Annotated in this window: 15 protein-coding genes; 7 read left to right on the top strand and 8 right to left on the bottom strand. The window is 61.1% G+C overall.

Annotated features, from left to right (window positions below; genetic code table 11):
- Window positions 1-27: 27 nt before the first annotated feature.
- Both BLW01_RS06210 and narL read left to right on the top strand, forming a co-directional pair.
- Window positions 28-1926 (top strand): type IV pili methyl-accepting chemotaxis transducer N-terminal domain-containing protein, encoded by a 1899-nt coding sequence (locus BLW01_RS06210; RefSeq protein WP_092568647.1) that lies wholly within the window; start codon window positions 28-30, stop codon window positions 1924-1926.
- A gap of 7 nt (window positions 1927-1933) precedes the next feature.
- Entirely contained in the window at window positions 1934-2599 is a 666-nt protein-coding gene (gene narL / locus BLW01_RS06215; protein WP_092568648.1) for a two-component system response regulator NarL, read from the top strand.
- Window positions 2600-2752: 153 nt separating this feature from the next.
- On the opposite strand, the gene BLW01_RS06220 is transcribed toward narL, so the two are convergent.
- The 5 genes from BLW01_RS06220 to BLW01_RS06240 form a co-directional block, all read right to left on the bottom strand.
- Window positions 2753-3271, bottom strand: a complete 519-nt coding sequence (locus BLW01_RS06220) for a hypothetical protein (protein ID WP_092568649.1) — start codon at window positions 3269-3271, stop codon at window positions 2753-2755.
- A complete protein-coding gene (locus BLW01_RS06225) occupies window positions 3268-3804 on the bottom strand; it encodes a hypothetical protein (RefSeq protein ID WP_092568650.1) in 537 nt (178 codons plus the stop codon). Before BLW01_RS06225 ends, BLW01_RS06220 begins: the two co-directional genes overlap by 4 nt.
- Window positions 3794-4453: a hypothetical protein gene (locus BLW01_RS18350; RefSeq protein ID WP_139243919.1), complete on the bottom strand. Its 660-nt coding sequence runs from the start codon at window positions 4451-4453 to the stop codon at window positions 3794-3796. Before BLW01_RS18350 ends, BLW01_RS06225 begins: the two co-directional genes overlap by 11 nt.
- 2 nt (window positions 4454-4455) lie before the next feature.
- On the bottom strand, window positions 4456-12006 hold the full coding sequence (locus tag BLW01_RS06235; protein ID WP_092568652.1) for a two-partner secretion domain-containing protein: 7551 nt from the start codon (window positions 12004-12006) through the stop codon (window positions 4456-4458).
- Between the two features lie 71 nt (window positions 12007-12077).
- The gene (locus tag BLW01_RS06240; RefSeq protein WP_092568653.1) at window positions 12078-13781 is read right to left on the bottom strand and encodes a ShlB/FhaC/HecB family hemolysin secretion/activation protein; all 1704 of its coding nucleotides are present in this window, start codon (window positions 13779-13781) and stop codon (window positions 12078-12080) included.
- A 376-nt stretch (window positions 13782-14157) separates the two neighbouring features.
- Between BLW01_RS06240 and BLW01_RS06245 the strand changes: the two genes are divergently transcribed.
- The 5 genes from BLW01_RS06245 (at window position 14158) to iadA (ending at window position 21951) form a co-directional block, all read left to right on the top strand.
- Window positions 14158-15798 (top strand): MFS transporter, encoded by a 1641-nt coding sequence (locus BLW01_RS06245; protein ID WP_092568654.1) that lies wholly within the window; start codon window positions 14158-14160, stop codon window positions 15796-15798.
- A gap of 20 nt (window positions 15799-15818) precedes the next feature.
- Entirely contained in the window at window positions 15819-17087 is a 1269-nt protein-coding gene (locus BLW01_RS06250) for an MFS transporter (protein ID WP_092568655.1), read from the top strand.
- A gap of 222 nt (window positions 17088-17309) precedes the next feature.
- Complete coding sequence (locus BLW01_RS06255) at window positions 17310-18158, top strand: cyanophycinase (RefSeq protein ID WP_092568656.1); 849 nt, start codon at window positions 17310-17312, stop codon at window positions 18156-18158.
- Entirely contained in the window at window positions 18155-20785 is a 2631-nt protein-coding gene (gene cphA / locus BLW01_RS06260) for a cyanophycin synthetase (protein ID WP_092568657.1), read from the top strand. The genes BLW01_RS06255 and cphA overlap by 4 nt, the downstream gene beginning before the upstream one ends.
- Entirely contained in the window at window positions 20785-21951 is a 1167-nt protein-coding gene (iadA, locus tag BLW01_RS06265) for a beta-aspartyl-peptidase (protein ID WP_092568658.1), read from the top strand. The genes cphA and iadA overlap by 1 nt, the downstream gene beginning before the upstream one ends.
- Window positions 21952-21984: 33 nt before the next feature.
- On the opposite strand, the gene BLW01_RS06270 is transcribed toward iadA, so the two are convergent.
- Genes BLW01_RS06270 through hmpA form a run of 3 tightly spaced genes read right to left on the bottom strand, consistent with a single transcriptional unit; the run spans window position 21985 to window position 24838 of the window.
- Window positions 21985-22377, bottom strand: coding sequence for a SirB2 family protein (locus BLW01_RS06270; RefSeq protein WP_092568659.1), 393 nt, complete (start codon window positions 22375-22377; stop codon window positions 21985-21987).
- 53 nt (window positions 22378-22430) lie between these two features.
- Complete coding sequence (locus BLW01_RS06275; RefSeq protein WP_092568660.1) at window positions 22431-23654, bottom strand: NnrS family protein; 1224 nt, start codon at window positions 23652-23654, stop codon at window positions 22431-22433.
- Window positions 23654-24838, bottom strand: coding sequence for an NO-inducible flavohemoprotein (gene hmpA, locus BLW01_RS06280; protein WP_092568661.1), 1185 nt, complete (start codon window positions 24836-24838; stop codon window positions 23654-23656). Before hmpA ends, BLW01_RS06275 begins: the two co-directional genes overlap by 1 nt.
- Window positions 24839-25072 lie beyond the last annotated feature (234 nt).

Raw genomic sequence — 25072 nt, forward strand, 5'->3', positions numbered from 1 at the left:
TTTATCTCTGCGCAGGAGCGTCCAACGATGAAACCCCTGAAACGCTCCCTGGTGGCTCGCATCATGGCGTCGATTCTCGCTATCAGCGCCCTGGCACTGATCAGCATCGTCGTCACCATCATGGTCGCCGATGACAGCCGGGGCGATGCCGCCGCGATCAATATCGCCGGCTCCCTGCGCATGAACACCACTCAGATCGAATCCGCCCTCATGCAGTATCGGCAACGCCCGGATGCCGACTCGCGTGAGCAGGTGGAGAATCTGCTGAATCGCTTCGAGGAGCGTCTCGGACACACGGCGCTCGTGGCCGCCCTCCCTGCCTCGGAGGAGCATCGTCTGCAGCAACAATATCGCCGCATCCAGACCCACTGGCATGAGGCGCTGCGTCCCCGCATCGAGTCGATACTCGATGGCGACCGGCAAGCCCACGCCTCGCTGGCAACGCCTCTGGACAATCAGGTCAGTGAAATCGATTCGCTGGTGGCGCGACTGGAAGCGCACACGGAATCCAAGATAGGCCTGTTACACGGTTTGCAGTATCTGTTCCTGGGCCTGACGATCGCGGTCATGGTGGTGGTACTGTTCGATATCCGCCATCGCCTGATCTTCCCCTTGCGTCAATTGATGGTATCGGCGAAAGAAGTCACGCGACGCAACTTCCGTCATCGTACCGGTTTCACGGGCGATGACGAACTCGCCCGGCTGGGTCGGACCTTCGATACCATGGCCAGCGAACTCGCCACCAGTTATGCAGAGCTGGAAGACCGCGTCTCTCACAAGACCCGGGAACTGGAACGCAGCAACCGAGTGATGCAGGTACTCCACGACGGCAGCCGCTCACTTTATGGCGGTGGCAACGACCTGTGCAGCAGCGCCGCGCCCATGCTGCGCAAGCTCGAATCGCTACTGGACATCGGCCCGATCAAGCTGTCCGTGAACGATCCGGTCGATCGCCACCAGATTCCGATTCTCGCCACGCATTCTGCCCATCGCCCCGAGTATTGCCGCGATCATGACTGCCATGCTTGCCTGATCGACCCCGAACCCATCGAGTTCAAGCAGAGCGGCGACGCCGAGTGTCTGTTGCTGCCGGTCTCTGTCGGCAGCGAGTTACTCGGCACGCTGGAGGTATGGCATTCCCGCCGGAACCCCCTGAGCACCAGCAGCAAAGGGCTGCTCAATACCCTATGCGACCAGTTAGCGACCGCCATTTATCTGCAGCGCCGCATCGAACACCAGCAACAGGTGTCATTGATGAACGAGCGCACCATCATTGCCAGAGAACTGCATGATTCATTGGCGCAGTCGCTCTCCTATCTCAAGATCCAGGTCGCCCGCCTGGAACGCATGCAAGACAAGGAGACCCCACGCGACGTCCAGGCAGCGGTCTTCGACGAACTGCGCACAGGGCTCAACAGCGCTTATCGTCAACTACGGGAATTGCTGACGACCTTCCGGCTGAAACTCGATGGCCCCGGCCTGCATTCCGTCATTCATCAGACCGTCGATGAATTCTCCGAACGTCTGGGCTTTCCGGTGGAACTGCACTACGACGTGCCACCCTATTTGCTCAACCCCAATGAAGAAATCCATGTCCTGCAGATCGTGCGGGAAGCCCTGGCCAATACCCACAAGCATGCGCAGGCTCATTGGGCGGCCGTCACCATCTGGTTCGAACAGGCACGTCTCAGGATGCATATCGAGGATGACGGCATCGGGCTGGGCGACGATCTCTCTGCATCCCAGCATTACGGGCTCGTCATCATGCGTGATCGCGCCCACACCCTGGGAGGGGAGCTCGCCCTTTACAATCGCGACACGAGAGGTGTCAGAATCGCTCTCGACTTTACGCCGCAAACGGCGCGATTGATCAACGAGACAACGACCCGTGACGATTCCCTCATGGCCGCGACCGACAGGAGCTGATACAGGCATGGCGCAGACAGTTGACGACACCCCGGCAACACTTCTGATCATCGACGACCATCCGCTGCTGCGCCGAGGCATCAGGCAACTATTGGAGCTGGAAGACGATCTGGACCTGATCGGTGAAACCGGCGATCCCGAGGCCGGTATCCGGCTGGCGACCGACATCGAGCCCGATATCATCCTGCTGGACCTCAACATGCCCGGCCTCAGCGGTCTCGAAACCCTGCAACGGTTGCGCGCCGACGGCTTTACCGGTCGTATCGTTGTCTTCACCATCTCCGATAGCGAAGAAGACGTCGTCGCGGTACTACGCAACGGCGCCGACGGGTATCTGTTAAAGGACATGGAGCCGGATGACATGGTGCGCCAGTTGCGCCAGGCAGTATCGGGGCGCATGGTCGTCAGTGAACGGCTCACCGCCATCCTTGCCGAAGCCCTGCGCAACCAGCGCAGCGCCTCGGCCACTCCGGATATCCGTAACCTGACCCAGCGCGAACGAGAGATCCTGCGTGAACTGGTCGCCGGGCAGTCCAACAAACGCATCGCCCGCAATCTCGACATCACTGAAGGCACGGTCAAGGTCCATATCAAGCACCTGCTCAAGAAACTCAACCTGCGCTCCCGCGTCGAGGCCGCCGTATGGGCGGTTCAGGAAGGCATCGAGCAGTAGGGAAGGCTGCCCACTCGTTGGATCGACAAGGAGGTCTACCAAAGCCTTGCTGATCTTCTCTACCATGATGTAATCGGGTTACCGCCATCACCGCTGGATCCCAAGTATAACTGGCGCCAAGAGGCTCCCGCCACGCACGAGATAATCGAATGTTCATGACCAGGAGCAATGTTGTGCAGTTATATGCGACGTGGTCGTGCTTGCGGAAACTGCCGTTGGGTTCTTTTCCATAGCCGATTCCGTTACATCCTCCACAATAATCATCTCGATGTCGTATCCGCTTACGATACTTATCGGCTCATAAGTTTTCCCGGGCTCAGCAATAAAGCAGGCCCTCAATAAGTGCGTCGAGCCGCTATAGGAATAAAGAGCTCTGATTTTATTCTCACCGGGTTTCAGAAGTAATTCAGTCGGATACCGACAGCGATTATAGTCAAATTGCGGGCGAAAAGTTGACTGCCCATTAACCTCCACAAACATGAAAATCGGCTGACTTGAAGAACATATATTTTGGTTATCAAGCTCTGCCCCCTTTAGTCTAGCTCGCTCGTTCTGACCGAGATCCCCCTCATAATCCTTATATGGCGTATTCGCAGCACAGCCCTGAAAAATCAACATGAAAACGACATAGACGACAACTTTTACTTTCATGACTCCCTGTTTGAAAATCATATGCAACGCCGTCCTTCTTCCGAGGGTCGAGGCTCGGAACCCAGAAGACCACCTACGCGCTCTCCTGTGACCTCATCCTCCAACCATATACGAAAGGACCGTCTTCCCAGCTTGAATTTTGCCACATAGGTATGTCCCGGCTGGGCATCAACCCATAAAACCGAGGAAGCAATCGGCATACGACGTACCCCCCGTTGCAAACGGATCCTAACATGACTCAATCCGGGCGAAACGATCGCATCGCTTATCGACGAAGCCTCACCTGTAAGGCCTTTAAAGGTCTGACCATTCACACAGACGATGGCTAAACTATGCGGAATAGTCAGAGGATTAAAGGAGAAATTCTCAGGTCCTAAGGTGATTCGCGCGTACTGTTCAGGCGGCGTACCTTCCGGCACTTCTTGGTATGAAACGGGAGCACACCCAGCAATACCCACCAGTATCATTGTGGTCAAAACGACCCTCTTATTAAAAAATGCTTTTATTTTCATAAACTCATATATTCCAGAAAAACCTGACATTCTAAAGACCATTTAATTCTCCTTTTTTATCTACCTTGACCTCAAACGGATCACCACCTTCTACTTCCTCTCGCCACATACGTTCCAGCTTGTCGCAGCGCGCTACGCATTCAAACCAAGGTTGGCCGGACCAGTCGCCGCTATCGTCGATACGGAAGCGTGAGATCTTATCCGACCGCAATACATACCAGTCTTGATTACGCATATATTGCCAGCCATAAGCTTCGCCATTAGGCCTAACATAAACATAAATTTTATTGGGAGCTCCTTTTTTACCGATAGCACAATTTTTAGGGCGAGAGTGTCTAGAACCGGACATGCCTAAGCGTTCTTTGCAGTAATCGCTATCATATTCTATTGAGTGAATAAGAAACCGTCCGTTAAATGAGTGGGTCACCACCCACTTATAGTCCATTAAAATAGGAGGATTATACGCGCCTTCCCAATCATCATTGACATTACTCCTTGGAGCCTCACGAACCTCTCGGATAGAAAACACGGGATACTTAGATGACTCAACTCTGACTCTATTATCATTGACAAGAAATACATCATGCCCATCAAGCTGATCTTGGTAAGCCCGGTATTCTGCATGAGGGACACAACCAGAAAGACTGGTGGTCAACACGAGCAGCATGAAAATAGGCTTGCGAAAGCACATAATCAATTTCCTCTCTCATTGTTAGGACGGAAAGGCGAATAAAATTTTCTTGAATGCTGAAAAAGTCCTGTCGGGACTATCTCGCCATGCCAATTGAATAGTTTCCCAGCGCCAAAGCCATTGATGATATCGCCTTGCCCCAATCTCACTTCCGCATTGGGCGGTGCCACAATGCCAAAGGGCACTGATTCCAGATACGCGCTTTCCACTAAACCGTGACGTGCCAGGTAGGATTGCGTTATAGACCCCAGGCTATGCCCACCAGCAATTGGCAAACCTATGCCACCTTCCATCAGTTGCTGCCGAACCGAGGCATCCGGCAAATCCTGATAGCCCAAAGCGGAGTCCGTCAGATCAAAAAAACTACCAGCAATAGATTTCTTATCCCGAGAGAAGAACCCCGTAGTCCCTGTATTTTCTGTATGGTTAAAGTCATCATCATTTGCCCAAAATCGCCCCCCGGCCACTTCATTCCCCGCAATTGAACCCGCCATCAGCAGCCAATTGAGCTCATCCGAGTTAAGCCCCACTCCATCCGCCATTTTCTGTTGTAACTCGCCATAGATTTGCTGCATACCAAAGTGACCAGCCGTATTGGCCAGGTTGCTCAGATTGCCGGCCGCGAGGTCGCTGCCAACGTCCTTGGCGGTATTAATAGGGTTGTCGTAATAAGTACCGGCGCTAAGATAACCGGTAAAGCCTCCGGTAATCCCACCTCGCCAAGCCGCTTCTTGCCAGTCACCCCCCTGACTGAACGCGCCCACGCCGCTACCCACGGCGCCGCCCGCTATACCGGAGAGAATGGCGTTGCCCGAGCCTGCCGCTATCGCGATGTCACCTGCCGTCGTGGCGCCTGCCGCAAATGTCGCCTGGGAACCCGCCGCCGTGCCGGAAAGGTTGCCGATCATACCGCTGGCGGCATTCGCCGTGTAGTAGGAAACCACTGCCGTCAGGATCGTGCTGGCTATCGGACTCAGGCCGCTGTGGCTGTAACTCCATTCGTCGCGGAAGGCGTCGACGCTCTCCCAGGTCACGTCATCGCGGCCTTGCAGAGTCTTGAGCCAGGCAAGATCCGGGTTATCGGCCACGGCACGCTCAATGGCCTGATCGAGACTTTCGCCGCGTCGGGCGGTGTAGAGGGCGTGAATGCCCTGCTCCGCCTGCAGCAAGATATCGCCTTGCGCGACCAACTCGCTCTGGCGCAGGGTTTCTCGGGTGGAGCCTTTCCCCTTGGCGGATTGGCTCACGAAATTGCTCTTGCTGCGCTCGTGGGATTCCTGGTGCAGGTCGCTGGCCATATCGAAGGCGATTTCGCCACCGCTGAGTAGTCCCAGGTCCCGGCCGGCCTCCAGACGCGCGCCGCTATAGTGCTGGTCACCACTACTGGCGATAGTCATATCGTCGCCTGCGGTGATATGGGTGCCGACGTCGCGGATGTCGTGTTCTTCGTCGCGCCGATAACTGCTGCTGAATAGGCCGCTACTGCGCGATTCGTAGAGGGAGTAGTCTTCCTCCTGGGCGGTGAGCAGGTCGATCCGGTCACCGGCCATCAGGGCTGCATCACCCTCGGCCTGTAGCTGACTGGCCGTCAGGCGTAGATCGTTGCCGGCTTGCAATAGCAGGTCGCCGCCGGTATCGAGCGTGGTGGATTGCACCCGGGTCTGGCTGTCGATGGTGTGGGTGCGCCCCCGGCGCGCCTCTTCATACTGCCGGGAGAGGCCAGCCTCCAGGCTGATATCGCGACCGGCGGAGAGAGTCAGGTCATCTCCGGTGTTTAACTGGGCAGTACGGGCGGCGATATCTTGTCCGGCCAGGAGCGCCAGGCTGCCGCCGATATCAAGTTGGGTGCCGATCTCTGCACTTTCCCGGGTCGTGTTCCACCATGCACTACGGCTCTCATGAGTCGCCAATGCATCCAGCGTCACGTCGCGGCCGGCACTCAGCAAACCATCACCGTCGGCACTCGCCTCGACCGCCGTCAGGGTTAGATCACGCCCGGCGTCGAATACCAGATCGCTACCCGCCGACAGAGTCGTACCGCGCTCGAGTTCGGTGCTGCTGAGTCGATAGCCAAGGTTAGTCTGGTCACTGACCAGGGTACTGGTGACATCCAGGTCACGGCCGGCACCGAGCTGGAGCTTTCCGGCACTGTCGAGGTCGGCACCGACAACGCTCAGGTCACGACCGGCATCGGCGCTCAGGCCGCCGCCAGCCTCGGTGACGTAAAGCCCGGCCAGGCGTTCCGAGGTACTGGCCAGCGTCAGGTCTCGGCCGGCCCGCAGCGCCAGGGATTCGCCGGCGGTTATCTCGCCGCCGATATTGTCGAGATCGTTACGCGCCTCGAGATCGACCCGGTTACCACCGATGCGCCCACCCAGATTGGCAATGTTCTCCGCCGTCAGCTCGACGAGCTCACGACCGGCCAGAGTGCCCGTGTTGACGATATCGTTCCTCACATCGAGCGTTAGAGAGTCACCCGCTATCAGGGTGCCGTCTTCGTGCAGATCGCCCTCGCGCACCCGGGCATAGACCTGCGGGACCAACACCGTCGTGATGGAGCCGTCTTCCCGGGTGACCTCCTGTTCCACCAGCCAGACGATATCGCTGGTTAGCTGGGCCATTTGCTCGGCGGTGAGCGCCACGCCGGGGCGCAGGTCGTGCTCCTCGGCGAAGGTGATACCGGCGTTCATCAGCGCCCGGTACTGCTCGTCATCGTTGCCATGGCCTGCCAGATAACGCTGCCCGGTCAACTGCATGATCTGCTCGTTGACCAACCGCTGTTCGTAGAAGCCGTCGCCGAGGCGCTGCTGGACCGTGCTCGGATCGCTCTGCAGGGCATCGAGCATATAGTCGGAGCCGAGCCACTCTCGCCGATCGGTGAAGCGTGGATCGGTCTCGACCAGATAGTGTGCCGTAGGTTCGGGATTGATCTGGAACAGGCTGTTGGCCGGCAAGGTGACATTCGGCATAACGCTGCGGATCATGCCGAGAGGGGCCGAGTGTGCAGCAGTCGAAGTGTAGTTGGGAGGAAGCTGCAGGGCCGGCACTTCGATAACGCGGCCGTCAGGCCCATTGGTCTGGAGGTTCACCTGGGCGCCATGCGAGCCCTGAGCCGAGGCATCGAACGACGTGCCGGCGTGCGCATCGGGCTGGATGTCACTGCCGTCGATGACGTGGTTGCCGCCGACCGCCGTAACGGGCAGTGCGAAGGTGTCGGCTTCGCCGGAGTAGGAATAGGGTTGCCAGGCGGACCACCCGCGGGAATACAAACGAGAGCCACAACCGTTACCGCCTTGACATACTCCATAACCAGAAGGGGAGCTACTGCGCTTGATACCGCTCTCTTCGATATAACGCCTTCCTTGCGCCTCGCGATTCTCCAACCGCTTGAGATCGCCGCTAAGCACGCCACCGGCCACGATCTGGCTCTTGTCGTTGAGCAGTTTGTCACCCCCTAGATACGTATCGCCACCGGCAAGAATCCGCCCAGGTCGGGAGTGCACAACTTGGCTTTCGTATTCGGTGCGCTCGGCATCGTATTCCGTCCAACGCAGAATCTTTTCGCCTCCAGCAAGAATGTTGTTGCTCCCATAGAGGTACCCTCCTTGGTAAGTCTTGGTGGCATAGTCAACAGTATTCAGCCAAGTGAATTCGCTTGCCGACAATTTGTCGTCCCATCCACTCGGTTCGATATAACGCTGTTGCGGTAAGTCGGCCACCTGGACGAGCTCGGTTGCGAAGTGCTCATTGGTATTATCGAGTCTTGCCGCTGATAGAGATAAATCCCCCAACGCCTCGATGGTGGCGCTGTTATTATCTAGTCGGGTCGCCCGGCCGGTAGCCCTGCTGTCCGCATCCAGACGCCCGCCAATGGCCATGTCGCCAGCGCTGAAGATCAGTGCGTCCTCGCGATTGGTCAGGCGTTGGGCACCGATATCGAGGCGCTCGCGGGCGGCAATCGCCGCGGCTTGGCCGTTCTCGACGTCATTGGTGAGACTTCCGGCCTGAATGCCTAACCAGTCGCCATAAATACGCCCCGTGCCGAGGTTGTCGAGCACATCGGCAACTATGTGGGTCTCGACTCCGTCGATCAGGCCGCGGTTGGTCAAGCGCTCGACGTCGATCTGGGTCGTGGTGCCGGAGAGCTCGCCGTCGGCGGCGTTGTCCAGGCGCCCGGCCTCGATGGAGAGGGTATCGCCGGCACTCAGTCCGCCCCGATTGTCGATCGAGCCGCTGGTAACGAGATGAAGGTCGTCCTCCGCCATCATCTCGCCGCTCTCGGAGAGGGTGAAGTCGCCGGCCAGCCGCAGTGCCAGATCGCCCAGCGACAGTACGCGACCGTCGCCGGTCAAGCGGGCCGTCGTCAGATCGAGGGCCCGGTCGGCAATCAGGGTGCCAGCGCGGTTGTCGATGTCATTGGCCTGTATGGCCAGCGTATCGAGCGACGAGATCAGACCGTCGCGGTTATTCACGCCTTCATCCACCTGGATTTCGGCCAGTTGGTCGGCGCGAATGGTGCCTTGGCGGTTGTCGAGCTCGTCGGCGTCCAGTTGAATCCTGTGCCCCTCGATGCCCTGGTCGTCGCCCTGGGTATGGCGATTGGACACCTGGTTCGCACTCAATTCCAGCGTCTGGCCGGCGCGCATCAAACCGTTTCGGTTGCCAAGCCTGCCGTTAAGGTCGAGGCTCAAGTCACCCAGGGCCTGGAGCTGGCCGCCGTGGTTGTCGAGGCTGGCGGCCGCCGCATACATGTCGGCTTCGCTCAGTAGCGTGCCGCTATCGCGGTTGGTAATGGTGTCGGCCCGGAGGTCAAGCCCCGTGCCGGCACCGATCAGGCCCGCCGTGTTGTCGAGACCTCCCACCGTCAGCGACACATCGTCCTCACCAAGGATCGTGCCAGCCTCCGTATTGAGCAGCGCCTTGCCATGGGTGTCGAGAGCGAGACCGTCACCCGCTTGCAGCGTGCCGCCGGTGTTGTCGAGCTCGCCGCTGGCCAACTCGAGCGACTCCCGGGCGGCGATCAGGCCACCGCGGTTATTCAGGCGATGCGCTTGGGTGGTGAGGTCGACCGCTGTCGCGATGATATCGCCATTGCGGTTATCGAGCGCGCGACTGACCGATGCCAACCCGCCCCCCGCCTCGAGGCGTCCCTGGCGATTGTCGATAGTCCCCAGGCTATCCAGGGAGAGATCGCCCTGCTGTGTGGCGAGGATGCCATCGGCGTTGATGAGAGAGGCCGTCGAAAGGGCGGCATCGCCCGATGCCACTACTCGACCACCGGTATTGTCGAGTCCTCCGTTGACGTCGAGTCCCAGACTGTCACCGGCCAGGATCTCACCTTGTCGATTGTTCAACGTGCCCGTCTCCAGCCTCACGTCGTCCGCCGCCTGCAGCATGCCCGAGTGGTTGACGAGATCACCGGCGTCCAGGGAAATATCGGCGAGGCTAGCGATCCAGCCTTCGCGATTGTCCAACTCTTCGCGAATCGCCAACAGCAGCTCGGCATCATCGCCATGCTGCGACATCTCCCCCTGGCGATGGCTGAGTCGCTCGGTATGCACGGCAATGCGCTCGGCGCTGGTGGTGGCGCCATCGAGGTCGATACCATCGGCCGTCAGCGTCAACTCGCCCTGGCCGGCAATCAAACCATTGCTGCCTTCAATATGAGAGGCGCCGATTCGGGCCGCACCTGCGCCGGCATGCACGATCTCGCCGCCTGTATTGGTCAGGGTCCCATCGATATCCAGAGACAGGTCGCCGACGGTTTCCACCCGTCCCTTGGTGTTGTCGAGCTCATCCGCCTGCACGCGCAGCTCGCCGTTGCTAGCACTGAGCAGGCCGTCGCTATTGTTCAATCCGGCAGCGGTGACGTCGATTTGCTCCGCCAGCCACCGCCCCTGGGTATTGTCGATATCGCCCTCGGCCGCTATCTCCAACGCACCGTTATTGCTGGCCAGTCGCCCCGAGGTGTTATCGAGAGTTTCGAGCGTCAACGACAGCGGCTGCTCGCCAAGATGCACGATATCGCCACCGCTATTGGATAGTGCGCCGATATCGAGAGTGAGCGTGTCGGCGACGACGCTGGCATCGTCGGTACGCAGCGAGCCGGGTGTGCTGGTGCTGAGCTCTCCTTGTGCGGCAAGGGTGGCGCCGCTCGCATCGATACCCGCTTGCCCCGCCACGATGTCGATATCCTGTGCCTGGGTATGGCTGTTTCGCAGTGTCACGGTCTCAGCCTGGGCATAGAACCCTCCTGCGGCGATATGTTGCCCACTTCCCTCGATGTCACGGGTCGCCGCGATAGTCAGATCGCCATGGTCACCCAACGCCCCGTCGTCGCGCACGCCGGCGGCGAGCAGAGAGTCGCCGTCGCTGCTCAGGGTAGCCGCCGATAGCTGGACATCGTCTCGCGCGATGAACGTCCCGCTGTCGCGATTGGCGATCTCGCCGTCACTGGTCGCGACGATTTCGTCACCGGCACGCAGTGAACCGTAGTTGGCGATATCGCCGCGGCTCGCCAGACGCATGTCCTCCTGGGTAGCGATCCGTCCACGGTTGGTAATACGTCCATCCGCTTCGACCACGATTTCATCGGCGACCATGTCACCGGCATGATGGACACCGACACCACGCTCGGTAGCCATGAGATGGATCTTGCCGGCGTACATGCCGCCCAGATGGGCAACGTCGATGCCCACGCTCGGGGGCTCGCCACCGCCCTCGATGGTATCGATCGCTTGGCGGTCGGCGCTGATCCGGTTGGTGCCGGTGACGACCTCCAGTTCCTCGGCCCACACCCCGGCCTGGATGTCGGCGGCGCGGGCAAGAATGGCGGCATAATCGGCATCGCCGGCATCGAGGCCGTCGCCGTGAATCCGGACTGTGCCACCCTCGACGCGGTAGTCGTCCAACGCGCCGTTATCATATTGCGGTTGGCCCGTGGTCAGGGTGATGCCCTGGGTGTTGATGAAACCTGCCCCGTCGACATCGATGCCGGCGGGATTGGCAATGATCACCTCGGCGCGCCTGCCCGCGACTTCCACCGCACCATGTAATCGGCTCGGGTTCGAAGAGTTGACCTCATTGACGATGACCCGCGCTTCACCGGTAGCGAGATTGGGGTTGCTCTGCACCCAGCCCCCGATCCGGGTCGGCGTCGCGGTGCGAGCATTGTTGAGGATCGCCCCCTTGCCATCCACGTCGAACTGGCGATAGGCGTTGCGCGACACGCCCTTGGCATTCGGTGAGGTGATATTGACCTGCGGCGTGCCATTCGCGCTATTCAGTACATGGGGGCGCTGGCTACCCGGAGCGCTGCGGTCGGGGGCGATCTGGGCATGCACCGGAACCGGCACCAGGCCTAGCGCCAGCAGGATGCTCCAGGCCAGCGGTTGGAGGGTGCCGAGAATTCGGCGGAGAGCCACAGAGTGGGACGACATATGGCCACGGGGCGTTGCCGCGCCATCCTGGCGCTCCGAGGTGGCTGCCTCCGACGCGACCACCCGTCGCCCCTTGGCCTTGTTGAAGACCAGGCGATAGCAGTACCGGTTCATTAACGATTCCTTTCGTGCAAATGATCCTTATTTGCATATCGGCAGCGCCGACACGAACTTTAGCGCTCCTGTCAAAACGCCACGTGCACACTGAAGCCGGCGTCGTGGCTGTCGGTGCGAAACCCGCCCGGCTTGCTGATCGGCGTGGCGACGAACACATCGTAATTGATGAAGCGCAGCAGTTTACCGCGCAGGCCGAGTGTCGCACCGCCCAGTTCCTTGCCGAGCAGCCATTCACTGCTCGCGCCGCCGACTCGGCCATAGTCGAGCCCGGCATAGAGCGCCTGGCCGCTGCTTCCCAGCGGCATCTCGAGTTCGTTGCGGATCAGCCAGCCACGCTCGGCGGAAAGGCCAGTGTCGTCAAAGCCGCGCACGGTATAACGGCTGCCGATGGAAAAACGCTCCAACGGTGCCAGTGGGGTCAGGTTACGTTGCAGTCGCCATTGTCCAAGATAGCGCAGCGCCTGCTCACCCACCTCAAACGGCGCATCGAGCTCGGCATTGGCCGTGACGATCTGGAAACGTGACGTCCCTTCGCCGTACGCTTCCCCCGGTGCAGGCAACGAACCGAACGCACCGGTTCCCCGTTGATAGAACATCTCCGCGTCAAGCGTGGCACGCCCCAGGAACTCGCGATGCGCGAGTCCGGCTTCCCAGCCGCCAACCTGGCGGCGCTGGACGGGGATCTCCTCGCCATCGATGGCGGTGCGCGAACGGTTCTGGAAGCCGCTGAATGATGCAGTGGTCTTGCGGGAAGCGGCGCGATGGATCACCCGAGACAGGGTGACCTTGATATTGCGACTCGAGCCTTCGTAGACGACATCTTCGAAGGCCCCGGCGACGGTCTGGTGATAGTGATAGTCACTGTATGTCGTGCCCAGACTCCAGTAACCCCAAGGCACGGAATAGTGGAAGGAGCGGCTACGATTGCCGCGTGAGCCAGCGTCGCCACCGCCCAGATCCTTGCCCAGGCTAGCGTAGAACAGGTCGTTGACGCCCAGCAGGTTGTCATAGGCCACTGTCACACTGCTCTGATAACGCCCCGTGGCATCGCTGCCACTGTCGTCGACAGACCAGGAAGCGCGCAGTGGCTGCCCCTGACGGTAATCGACGACCAGATCGCTGCCATTGGGGGTCTCGCCCGGCGCTATCTGAATGTCGACATCCGCCGACGGCAGGCGTTGCAGGTTCTCCAGTGCCTGCTCGATATCGCGCAGGTTGAGGATGTCCCCTTTCCCGATCGGCACGGCATTTTCCAGGGTGGCGTGGAAACGCTGTGGCGCGGCGACCCGAACGCGCTCGATTCGCCCGGGGACCAGACTGAGCATGAGTGTGCCGCCGCTGAGATCCTGGGGCTCCACCAGGATACGGCTGGTGATATAGCCACGCTCGATCAACGCATTCTGGGCACGCGTGACCACCAGGTTGATGCCCTGGGTACCCAGACAACGCCCCAGAGGGTCGTCATCGAGCGATCCGCCATCAATGGCATCGAGCAGCCAAGCGAAGCGTTGCGCGTCATCGCCCTGCAGATCGATTTCATGAATCAGGAAACAGGGGACCTCATGGTCGGGCAGACGTTCGGGGGCCTCGCCCGGAACCGACAGGCGCACATCCGGATCAGGTGTCTGACGATCCTGCAGGGCTCGCTCCCGCTCCTGCTGACGACGCAGTGTGTCGTCGAACGGGCCATCCTGCGCCCGCAGACCGGAGTGCCAGATGAACGCCGACCAAGCGGCAACGATGAAGACAAGTCGATAACGTTTCCGGTTCATTAGTGCATCCTTGCATCTCAATGACTCGCATTACGGATATCGGTCGATCCACCGGAAACTTTAAGTAAGCCGGAATATTCCTACGATTTCCCCCGGGACTTTTTATGAGTACCTCCAAAGAAACTGAGTCGCCGACACAGCACCTCCACATGCTGACATGCCACAAAAAATCTCCTTAAATCAATGAATTGGCTTTATATCCCTTATATCTCGAAAGAGGTATTTCGCCTTGTTCCCTTCCCTGACACCCGGTTTATTCCGGTAGCTGACCGGCTTATCGTGCGCTTGAGTTCGGCCGTGCCGCGTCATCTCGGCTCAACGGTACGGAACGGACCAGGAAAGGACCGGTGACGTGAATAACCCAAGGGGGAAGGCGATGGCTGAAACCACTGATGGTATCGGCCGCGGTGGCCGCAATGCGGATCTCGAGCATTGGGATGTTGAAGATCCCGTCTTCTGGGAACACCAGGGCAAACGGATCGCGTACCGCAACCTGTGGATCTCGATCCCCTGCCTGCTGGTCGCCTTTGGCTACTGGCAGATGTGGGGCATGCTGACGGTCCAGATGAACAATCTCGGCTTTCCCTTCTCGGAGGCAGAGCTTTTCACGCTGGTGGGTATTGCCGGACTATCCGGTGCGACGCTGCGTATCCCCGCCTCTTTCATGATTCGTATCGCCGGGGGTCGGAACACCATCTTCCTGACCACGGCCCTGATGATCATTCCTTGTCTGGGCGCCTATCTGGCGCTGCAAAGCCAGGATACACCGCTCTGGGCATTCCAGTTACTGGCTCTCGTATCCGGTGTCGGTGGCGGCAATTTCGCCTGCTCGATGGCCAATATTTCCTCGTTCTTTCCCAAACACCAACAAGGCCTGGCCTTGGGACTCAATGCCGGACTGGGCAACCTGGGCGTTACCGGCATGCAGATACTGATTCCGCTGTCGATGACCGCGGCGATATTCGCCGGTCTCTCCGGCGACCCCATGGAACTGGAGCGAGCCAGCGGTACCTTGATCGGCCGTATCCCCGAAGGAACCGATACCTGGCTACAGAACCCCGGACTCCTGGGCGTTCTGGTGTTGATTCCACTCAGCGCCGCGGCCTGGTTCGGCATGAACAACATCCGTTCCATCACCCCCAATCCCGGTTCGCCGCTGGCCGCGTTCGGCAAGATTTTCGGCCTGTACAATCTCGGGTTGCTGACATCGGCCATCGGGCTTTACGTCATGCTGCCACCGCCGGTGGGGCTGGGCTGGCTCAACATGTGGCTCGCGCTGCCACTGACCATCGGGCTGACACTCGGGTTGATGCGCCTGATACCCGGAGATATCAGGCCCAACATCCAGAAGCAGTTCGCCATCTTCCATGACAAACATACCTGGTCGATGAGTCTGCTCTACATTCTCACCTTCGGCTCGTTCATCGGTTTCTCGGCGGCGCTGCCACTATCCATCGAAGTCATTTTCGGCTCGATGCTGGAACGAGCAGACAACGGCGGCTGGGAGCGTGTCGCCAACCCCGACGCCCCCAGTGCCATGACCTGGGCCTGGATGGGACCGTTCGTCGGTGCCGCCATTCGTCCCATAGGTGGCTGGATCTCCGACAAGGTAGGCGGCTCGATCGTCACGCAGGCCATTTCGGTGATCATGGTCCTTGCCTCCATCGCCACGGGATACGTGATGATGCAGGCCTACAACGCCACCGATCCCAACAGCTACTTCGTCCCGTTCCTGCTGCTGTTCATCGTGCTGTTCGCCGCCAGCGGTATCGGTAATGGCTCTACCTTCCGCAGCATCGGCGTGATCTTCGATGCGCAGAAGAAAGGGCCCGTCCTGGGGTGGACCTCAGCGGTCGCGGCCTATGGTGCGTTCATCGCACCCCGGGTCATGGGCAACCAGATCGAAGCCGGTTCTCCGGAGCTGGCCATGTACGGCTTTGCGGTCTTCTACGCCATTTGTTTGATCGTCAACTGGTGGTTCTATCTGCGCCGCAACGCCTACATCAAGAATCCCTGATTGACGAGAGCATCCACGCTATGGCGACAACACGCTTCAAGCAGACGTCGGTCCTGGTGGCCAACACCTTCGCCTTCACCATGTGCTTCATGGTATGGACGATGTTCGGCGAGATCGGCGTTCCGATTGCCGAGGAACTGGATCTCAGCGGGACCCAGTTCGGCATCCTCACCGCGGTGCCCATCCTCACCGGTGCGCTGATGCGGCTGCCGCTGGGCGCGCTGACCGACCGCTTCGGCGGCCGTCCGGTGTTCTTCATCGTGTTGGTCTGCGTGGTGCCGGCCATCTGGCTGGTGCAGTTCGCCACCCAATACTGGCAGTTGCTGGTACTGGGCGCCTTCATCGGCCTGGCGGGCGGCACCTTCTCGGTGGGCATCACCTACACCGCCAAGTGGTTCGAGAGGGACCGTCAGGGCCTGGCCATGGGTATCTTCGGTGCCGGCAATGCCGGGGCCGCGGTAACCAAGTACATCGCCCCCACGGCCATCGTGGTGCTGGGCTGGCAGGCGGTGCCCAATATCTACGCGGCAATCATGCTGGCCACCGCTGTCCTGTTCTGGTTCTTCACCTATACCGATCCCTCCCACCGCAGTACGAAACGGGTCTCGCTACGCGAGCAGGCCAGGCTGCTCAACGACCCCCGGGTATGGAAGTACTGTCAGTACTACTCGGTAGTGTTCGGCGGCTACGTGGGGGTCTCGCTGTGGCTGACCCGCTACTATATGAACGAGTATGGCATGGGCATCCAGCTGGCGGCGCTGATCGCTACCATCTTCGTGCTGCCATCCGGGGTGATCCGCGCCTTCGGCGGTTGGCTATCCGACCGTTTCGGTGCCCACACCGTCACCTGGGGCTGCATGTGGGCCAGCCTGATCGCGCTGTTCATCATGTCCTACCCGGAGACCCACTACCGTGTGGCGGCGGCCGGCGGTGAAGGCGTGGTGGAATTCGGCTTCGGTATCCCTGTATGGCTTTTCACCGCGGCACTGTTCGTGGTGGGCCTTGCCTGGGGCATCGGCAAGGCCTCGGTGTTCAAGTACCTCTCCAACGAGTACGACGAGAACCTCGGCCTGGTCTCCGGCATCGTCGGCCTGGCCGGCGGCGTGGGAGGTTTCCTGCTGCCGATCATGTTCGGTGCCCTGGTCGACCTCACCGGGGTGGCCACCACGGTGTGGATGCTGTGCTTCGGCGTGACCCTGGTCTCCATCATCTGGATGTGGTGGACCGAACGCCGGTCGCCCATACTGACCCGCGACGAACGGCATCCAGAGCGCCCCACCAAGATTTGATCCAGGCCCGCAAAACGCCGCCCGCCTCACGCTATAGCGACATAAGGAATACCGCATACGGGCGGCCCTAGGGGCCGTCCAAGCCAGCGATAACGTGCCCCGCACCGGGATAACTGTTATAAGTGAAAGTGTAGGCGGCAAGCATCCTGCCATTCGGCAAGTGATTCACGCGAACATGGCTTCTGTGTTTGCTCAAAAGCGTCGCTGGGCGACGAACAGGTTATGGCTTCCCAACACCCCGTGGCACCCGGCCGCATCGTGGCCATCGGCGGCGCCGAGGACAGGACTTCCGATCTCGAGATCCTGAGACAAGTCTTTGCCCTGGCCCCCGAGGGCCAGGACGAGGTCGCCGTCATCGCCACGGCGAGCAGCATTCCCGACGAGGTGTTGCCCGACTACGAAGCGGCCTTTTCTCGCCTGGGCGCCAGCCGTGTCCATTCCCTGGCCATCCGCGACCGCCGACAGGCGGCCGAAGCCGAGACCGTTCGCCGGATCGAGCAGAGCGGAGTCATCTTCTTCACCGGTGGTGACCAGCTCCGCTTGACCAACGTGATGGGCGGCTCGGACACCCTGACGGCCATCCGCAACCGCTTGAAGGCGGGCGCGGTAGTGGCCGGGACCAGTGCCGGCGCAGCGGCCATGCCGGGCACCATGATCTACAACGGTGCGGCCGCCGATGCCCTGCGCAAGGGCGCCGTCAACATGACCTTCGGCCTCGGACTCGTCGAAGGCCTGATCATCGACAGCCATTTTCTTGAGCGCGGACGGTTCACACGCCTGATGGAGGTCGGGGCGACCAACCCGGAGTACCTGGGCGTGGGGCTGGGCGAGGATGCCGCGGTGATCATTCATCCGAACCGGGTGCTCGAAGCCATCGGCCCGGGCCATGTCATCCTCATCGATAGCCGCGATCTGGCGAGTTCGAACATCGCCGATCTGGCGATGGGAGAAGCAGTGGCCATCGAGCACCAGGTTCTGCATGCACTGGTCAACGGTCACGGCTTCGATATCGAGGCGCGACGCTATCTTACCGCCGACGCGCTCAGCACCACTCTGGCAGATCTACGATGAATATCCTCGAACACCGGGCCCTGCGGGGGCCGAACTACTACAGCCGCTATCCGGCCATCTTCATGCGTCTGGACATCGAGGACCTCGAGGAGAAGCCAAGCGATCTCGTCCCCGGTATCGCCGAGCGGCTTACCGCTCTGCTGCCGACCCTGCAGGAACACCGCTGCTCCGTGGGCAGGCCCGGCGGCTTCCTCGAGCGGCTGGAGCGTGGCACCTGGGCCGGCCATGTGGTCGAACACGTCGCCATCGAGCTGCAGAACCTGATCGGCTTTTCCGTGGGCTACGGCAAGACCATCGACAGCTACGAGCCGGGAATCTACAACGTCGTTTACCGCTACCGGGACGAAGCCTGCGGCCTGGCGGCCGGGGTCGAAGCCGTCGAGCTGGTCGCCCGGCTGTTTCATGGCGGCGAGATCGACATGCCGGCGATCATCGCCCGCCTCAAGGCAGTACGCGACACCCATATGCTGGGGCCCTCCACCGCCTCGATCGTTGCAGCCGCCGAGCGGCGTGGCATCCCTCATATCCGCTTGAGTGACGAGAACAGCTACATCCAGTTGGGTCACGGCCATCGCCAGCAGCGGATTCAGGCAACGGTGACCTGCCATACGGACCTGATCGGCTATGGTATTGCCGACGACAAGGCCTGGACGAAGCAGGTGCTCGGCGATGCCGGCATTCCGGTTCCCCACGGCCGGGTCTGTACCTCTATCGATGACGCCCTTGATGCCGCGCGCGACATCGGCTATCCCGTCGCAGTGAAGCCGCTGATCGGCAACCACGGCCGCGGCGTGAGCACCGGCATCGATGATGACCAGACCCTGCGTGAGGCCTTCGGCATTGCCGCCCATCGCGGCCCTTCGGTGATCGTCGAGCAATACATCAAGGGCGAGGATCATCGCCTGCTGGTCATCGACAGCAAGCTGGTGGCCGCCGCCAGGCGACGACCGGCCCATGTGATCGGTGATGGAGTCGCCACGCTGCAGGCCCTGGTCGACAGGGAGAACCAGGACCCGCGTCGCGGCATCGGGCACGAAAACCTGCTCACGCAGATCCAGTTGGACGAACAGTCGCAGCGGCTGATCGACCAGCAGAACCTGACCCTGCACAGCGTGATTCCGAAGAACGCGATCGTCTATCTGAAGCCCACGGCAAACTTGAGCACCGGAGGTACGGCCACGGACGTGACCGACGATGTCCACCCGGAGGTACGCTATGCGGCAGAGCGCATCGCGCGCCTGGTCGGGCTGGACATCATCGGCATCGATCTGCTGGCCGAGACCCTGACCCGGCCACTGGAGGAGCAGTCCGCCGCGGTGGTCGAGGTCAATGCCGGGCCCGGCTTTCGCATGCACCTGTCACCCACCCACGGCACCGGCCGCGATGTCGGCCAGCATGTGATCGACATGCTGTTTCCCGACCCCGAGAGCAATGCGCGCATTCCCATCGTCGCGGTCACCGGCACCAACGGCAAGACGACCACGGTGCGTCTTATCTCCCACCTGCTGCGCCAGGCGGGTCGCAACGTCGGCATGGCCTGCACCGGCGCCATCGAGATCGACAACCACGTCATCATGCGCGGCGACTACAGCGGCCCCCAGGCGGCCAGCATCGTGCTGCGCGAACCCACCGTCGAATCCGCCATTCTCGAGGTCGCCCGCGGGGGCATCATGCGCCGCGGACTAGGGTTCGACGAGTGCGACGTGGGGGTGCTGCTCAATATCGCCAGCGACCACCTGGGCGAGCACGACATCCAGACCCTGGACGAACTGGCACGCTGCAAGACGGTGGTGATCGATGCCGTGAGCCAGAGCGGCACCGCCGTGCTCAATGCCGACGACCCACGTGTCCTGGCCGGCCGGGAGTGGGTGCGTGGCGAGACCATCCTCTTCACCATGGATCCCGAAGCGCGGCCGGTCCGGCAGCACGTCCGCGAACACGGAGTGGCTTTCACGGTCCACGATGAACGCATCGTGATGCGTCAGGGCCATGTCGAGGCCGAGGTGATCCCGGTCCTGGACGTGCCGATCACCTTCGAGGGACACGCCCGCTTCAACGTCGCCAACGCCCTCGCCGCCAGCGCGGCCGCCTATGCCCTGGGGCTCTCCATCGCCGATATCCAGAGGGGTCTGCAGACCTTCCATCCCACCCCCGGACAGAATCCCGGCCGCACCAACCTCATCGAAGCTGACGGCATCAAGGTCCTCATCGACTACGGGCATAACGTGCCGGCCCTCGAGGCCCTCGGCGAGCTGGTCAGCCGGATCCCGGCGGGGCGACGCATCAGCGTGGCCAGCGCCCCGGGCAATCGCCGCGACGAGGATCTGTTCAAACTGGGCACCCTACTCGCGCACATGCATGACATCGTCTACATCTACGAGACCGATCCTCGTGGTCGCACGCCCGGCGAAGCCGCCGGCCTGCTGCGCGACGGCGCCGAGTCGGTGGGTAGTACCTGTAGGGTAGAGATCATCATGGATGAGGCCCGGGCCGTCGACCGGGCCTTCGACGAGGCCGGCGAAGGTGACCTGCTGGTACTGCTGATCGATGACATCACCGGGGCCATCGAGCGCTTCCAGGGCCGGCGCTTCTCGCTATCCGCCGAATCCACTGGCGAGTCGGCCTGATGGAAAGGGCAGACGAGCGCCTGCTGACGCTGCTGCGGGTGGGGCGTATCCAGGCGCCGGAACCGCTTGCGGCCACCGACATCCTGATTGCCGACGGCCGCATCGCCGCCCTGGGGCGCGACCTGGCGATTCCGACGGGCTGGCCGGTCGAGGTGATCGAGGCACGTGACCTCATCGCCGTGCCCGCCTTCATCGACCAGCACGTCCACGTGACGGGAGGCGGCGGCGAAGGCGGCTGCGCTACCCGCTGCCCGGCGATCAGCGCCGCCGAGATCGCCGTCATGGGTATCGGCACCGTGGTGGGAGTGCTGGGCACCGACGGCATCAGTCGCTCGCCGGCGGACCTGCTGGCCAAGGTGCGTGGGCTCAAGGCCGAAGGCATCGCGGCCTATATGTACACGGGGTCGTATCGCGTACCGCCACCGACCCTCACCGGCGACGTGCAGCGTGATCTGGCCTGGATCCCCGAGGTCATCGGTCTGGGCGAGCTGGCGATCTCGGATCATCGCTCCAGCCAGCCCAGCCATCACGAGATCGCCCGGCTGGTCAGCGAGGCACGCGTCGGTGGCATGCTGGCCGGCAAACGCGGCATCTGCCACTTTCATGTCGGCGATGGGCAGCGGGGGCTCGAGCCGCTGCGCAGGCTGCTCGCGGAGACCGAGATTCCCGCCGAGCAGGTGATCCCCACCCACGTGAACCGCCACCGCACCCTGCTCGAGGAGGCCGCCGACTATGCGCTCGCCTTCGAGGCCAGCGTGGACGTCACTGCCTTCGACGAGGTCGGCGAGGAGGACATTTCCGCCTTCGATGCGGTGGCGCGGCTGCTCGACCGCGGCGTACCGGTAACCCGACTCACCATGAGCTCCGACTGCAACGGCAGCCTGCCCGAGTTCGATGCCCAGGGCGGCTACATCGGCATGCGCGTGGCACGCAACACCGCCCTGATCGCGGATTGGCAGCGCCTGGTCAACGAAGCGGTGCTGCCAATCGATCAGGCTCTGGGCCTGATCGGCGCGAACGTGGCAAGGGTGTTGGGCCTGGAGGCTCACAAGGGGCACCTGGCCGTGGGGTTCGATGCCGACATCACGCTGATCGACGACGATCTCCAGCCGCAACAGACCTTCGTGGCCGGGAAGCGACTCTACGCCAGAGACCTCTCGCCGTAGTGTCGTGCAGGCCTGCCGAAGCCCCCGCGTCCGTCAGCCGCCGGCCAACCAGGATAACGGGCTGTGCCGTATCGCCGCGCCGACCATGTAGACGAATACCAATATCGCCGCGACCGCGCCGATACCTCGTTGTAGCGGCGTGCGCCCGCGTTTGATGGCGATCGTGCCCAAGACGATGTAGACCACCAGTGCGATCAGCTTGGCAGTCAGCCATGGGTGTTGATGCGGCCAGAACCGCAGCATCACCATCAAGGTGACGCCAAGGGCCAACAGTGCCGTGTCGATGACGTGCGGTGCAATACGCACCCAGCGGAGCTCAAGCCGTGGCGATTCGATCACCGACCACCAGGCGCGCACGATGAACAACGCAAGACTCAGCGCGGCGGCGGTCATGTGCAGATGCTTGATCAGAAAATACGTGGCCATATGCGGGTGTTCCCTGCAGTACACCGGTAATCACTATTTCACCCTGCCAGTGCTCAACCTGCCTGACCATCGGCACGAGGCGTGGCAAGCAACCTCGCATAGCGCCACACGAATAGTGTGAATGCCAGCACCCAGCACAGCACACTCATGCTCAATGTCCAAGGCAAGAGTTGCGGCCAGATGACCGGCAACAGTGCACGCAGCACCGCCGCCAGCAGCAGCATCCCCAATGCCACGCCGATACCGGGCAGCGTGCGGATCGCGCGGCCGGTATGTCCCAGCGACACTCGCGCCATCATCGCCAGCATCATCGTTCCCATACCGCCAACGGCAATGGCATGCAGCGCCAATGAGGCGTCGAGGAGACCGAGGGACGCTGCCCCCCACATTGCCAATCCCAGGCAGACGAAAGCATAGCTGGCATGCAACCCCCACAACAGAGGCTCCTTCAGACAATACAGCCCTTTCCAGCGGCATAGTCGCCAGGCATTGGCAATGGCGGCTGCCAGGGCCACGATCGCCATGGGCGGGCCAGGCAACGCAACCAGCACATCGAACCAAAGCAGGATCACCAACAGTGTGACCGAGCCTACCGCGATCGTCTCGAGCCAGGGTCGGGGCGTGGGTTGTGCGATGCCCAAGCGACGCGCGGTGAAGAAAGGAATGACCCGGCCACCCAATACCACCATCAGCAACGTCATGAGCAGGATCGCAATGTGCGCCCCCTCTCGCACCGCCTGTCCATCGAACTGGATAGCGCCCCAGTGCATCAGGCCATTGGCAGCCGACAGCAGCAACAACATGGGCAGAAAGATCAGGTTACGCCATTGGCGCACACGAATGACGGACAAGGCCAATATGGCCGCTGCTGCAGGCAGGAAAGCGATATCCAGCAGCGCCAGCCAGACGGCAGACGCATCCGGCGGCACTGCGAGCAGTAGTCGCCCCATCAGCCACAAGAGCACCAGTGCGAACAGCGACCCTCCCGATAGCCCCGGCCGACCGGTCCAGTTCTGCACGGCGGTGAGCAGAAAACCGACCACAATCGCCGCGCCGAATCCGAACAGCATCTCATGCTGATGCCACCACAGCATCCCGCCATAGGGCGATAGCAGCATTTCCCCATGCCAGAATCCGCCCCATAACAGCATCGCGACCAGGCTGAATATCGCTCCGAGCAAGAAGAAGGGCCGGAAGGCCAGCCGCCATAGCGGCATGGCCTGCACGAGCGAACGCCGTTTCGTGCCCCCGGTCGCTGGCTCGAACCCGGATGTCATCAGGCGGCCTCGAGTGCCCGCGAGGGGCCGAAGTGTTCAAAGTGACGATGCGACTCCGGCACACCCAGTGCGGCCAGGTATTGGTCGACCGCCACCATGAACCCCTGCGGCCCGACGAAGTAACAATGAGGGTCGCCCTCGGGGAGGTAACGTGCCAGCAATTCACGATTGACGCGTCCGACGTGATCCACCCGGGTATCGTCAGTCGCCTTTTCATAGAGCGTGACGACCTGTAGTTGCTGAGGAAAGTCGCGAGCCAGGGTATCGACATGGTCACCGAATGCGTGATGATCACGATCCAGGGCAGCATGCAGATAGACGACCTGACGTCCCTGTTCGAGTGCCTCACGCAGTATCGGCAGCATCGGGGTCTGTCCGACGCCGCCACTCAACAGCATGACCGGCTCGTGGCCTTCCTCGGGCAACGTCAGATCGCCGGCGGGGGGCAGCAGATCGATGCGATCGCCGACCGTGAGCACATCATGGAAGTGTCGGCTTACGACGCCATCGTCTTCTCGCTTGATCGAAATTCGATAGCTGCGTCCGTTAGGGTACGCCGACAGGCTGTAATGGCGGTAGACCGGTTCGCCATCGATCATCACCCGTACGCCGATGAACTGGCCGGGTTGAAAGTCCGCTACCGGGCCGCCATCCTCCGGTTCGAGCACAAAGGAGCGAATCACCGCACTCTCCTGGCGCGTCTCGACAAGACGGAAGGGACGCGTGCCACGCCAACCACCTGGCGCATCAGCGAATTCTTGATAGCGCTGACTTTCCAGATCGATCAGCAGGGCCGCCAACTCCTCGTAGAGCGCTCCCCAGGCATCGGCCACCTCGTCGGTCACGGCATCGCCCAGCACCTCACCGATGGCAGCCATCAGGCATTCACCGACGATCGGATACTGATACGGCTGGATATTCAGCGACACATGCTTGTTGACCACCGTTTCCAACACCTGACGGGCACGGGCAGGTTCCTGACGCAGCTGGACATAGGCCAGTACCGAGCCGGCCAGAGCGCGAGGCTGACCACCATTGACCTGATGCGCCTGGTTGAACAGCGGTTTGACCTCGGGATAGCGCTCGAACATCAATGGATAGAAGCGCTGGGTAATGGTATTCAGGTGCTCGGCGACGACCGGGGCGGTCGCCTCGATGACGCGTTCCTGCTCTTTTGTCAGCATGGCGTTGCTAACCCTCTCATCTATAGTGTTCACAATGACACTCTGAATGAGCAAGGCGCGTTCCATTTCGTATCGATGCGACACTTCGCCACATCAAGGTCCGCCAAGCCCGGCATGACACTGATTGGCCAATGACGCACCCAGACCACATGCATCGAACCTGGCGAGTCATGTCATTATGACTAGTGTCAAAAAGACAGTATTGTTATCATTTTAACAACGATCGTCACTATC

Source organism: Aidingimonas halophila (assembly GCF_900106955.1).
Taxonomy (GTDB): Bacteria; Pseudomonadota; Gammaproteobacteria; order Pseudomonadales; family Halomonadaceae; genus Aidingimonas; species Aidingimonas halophila.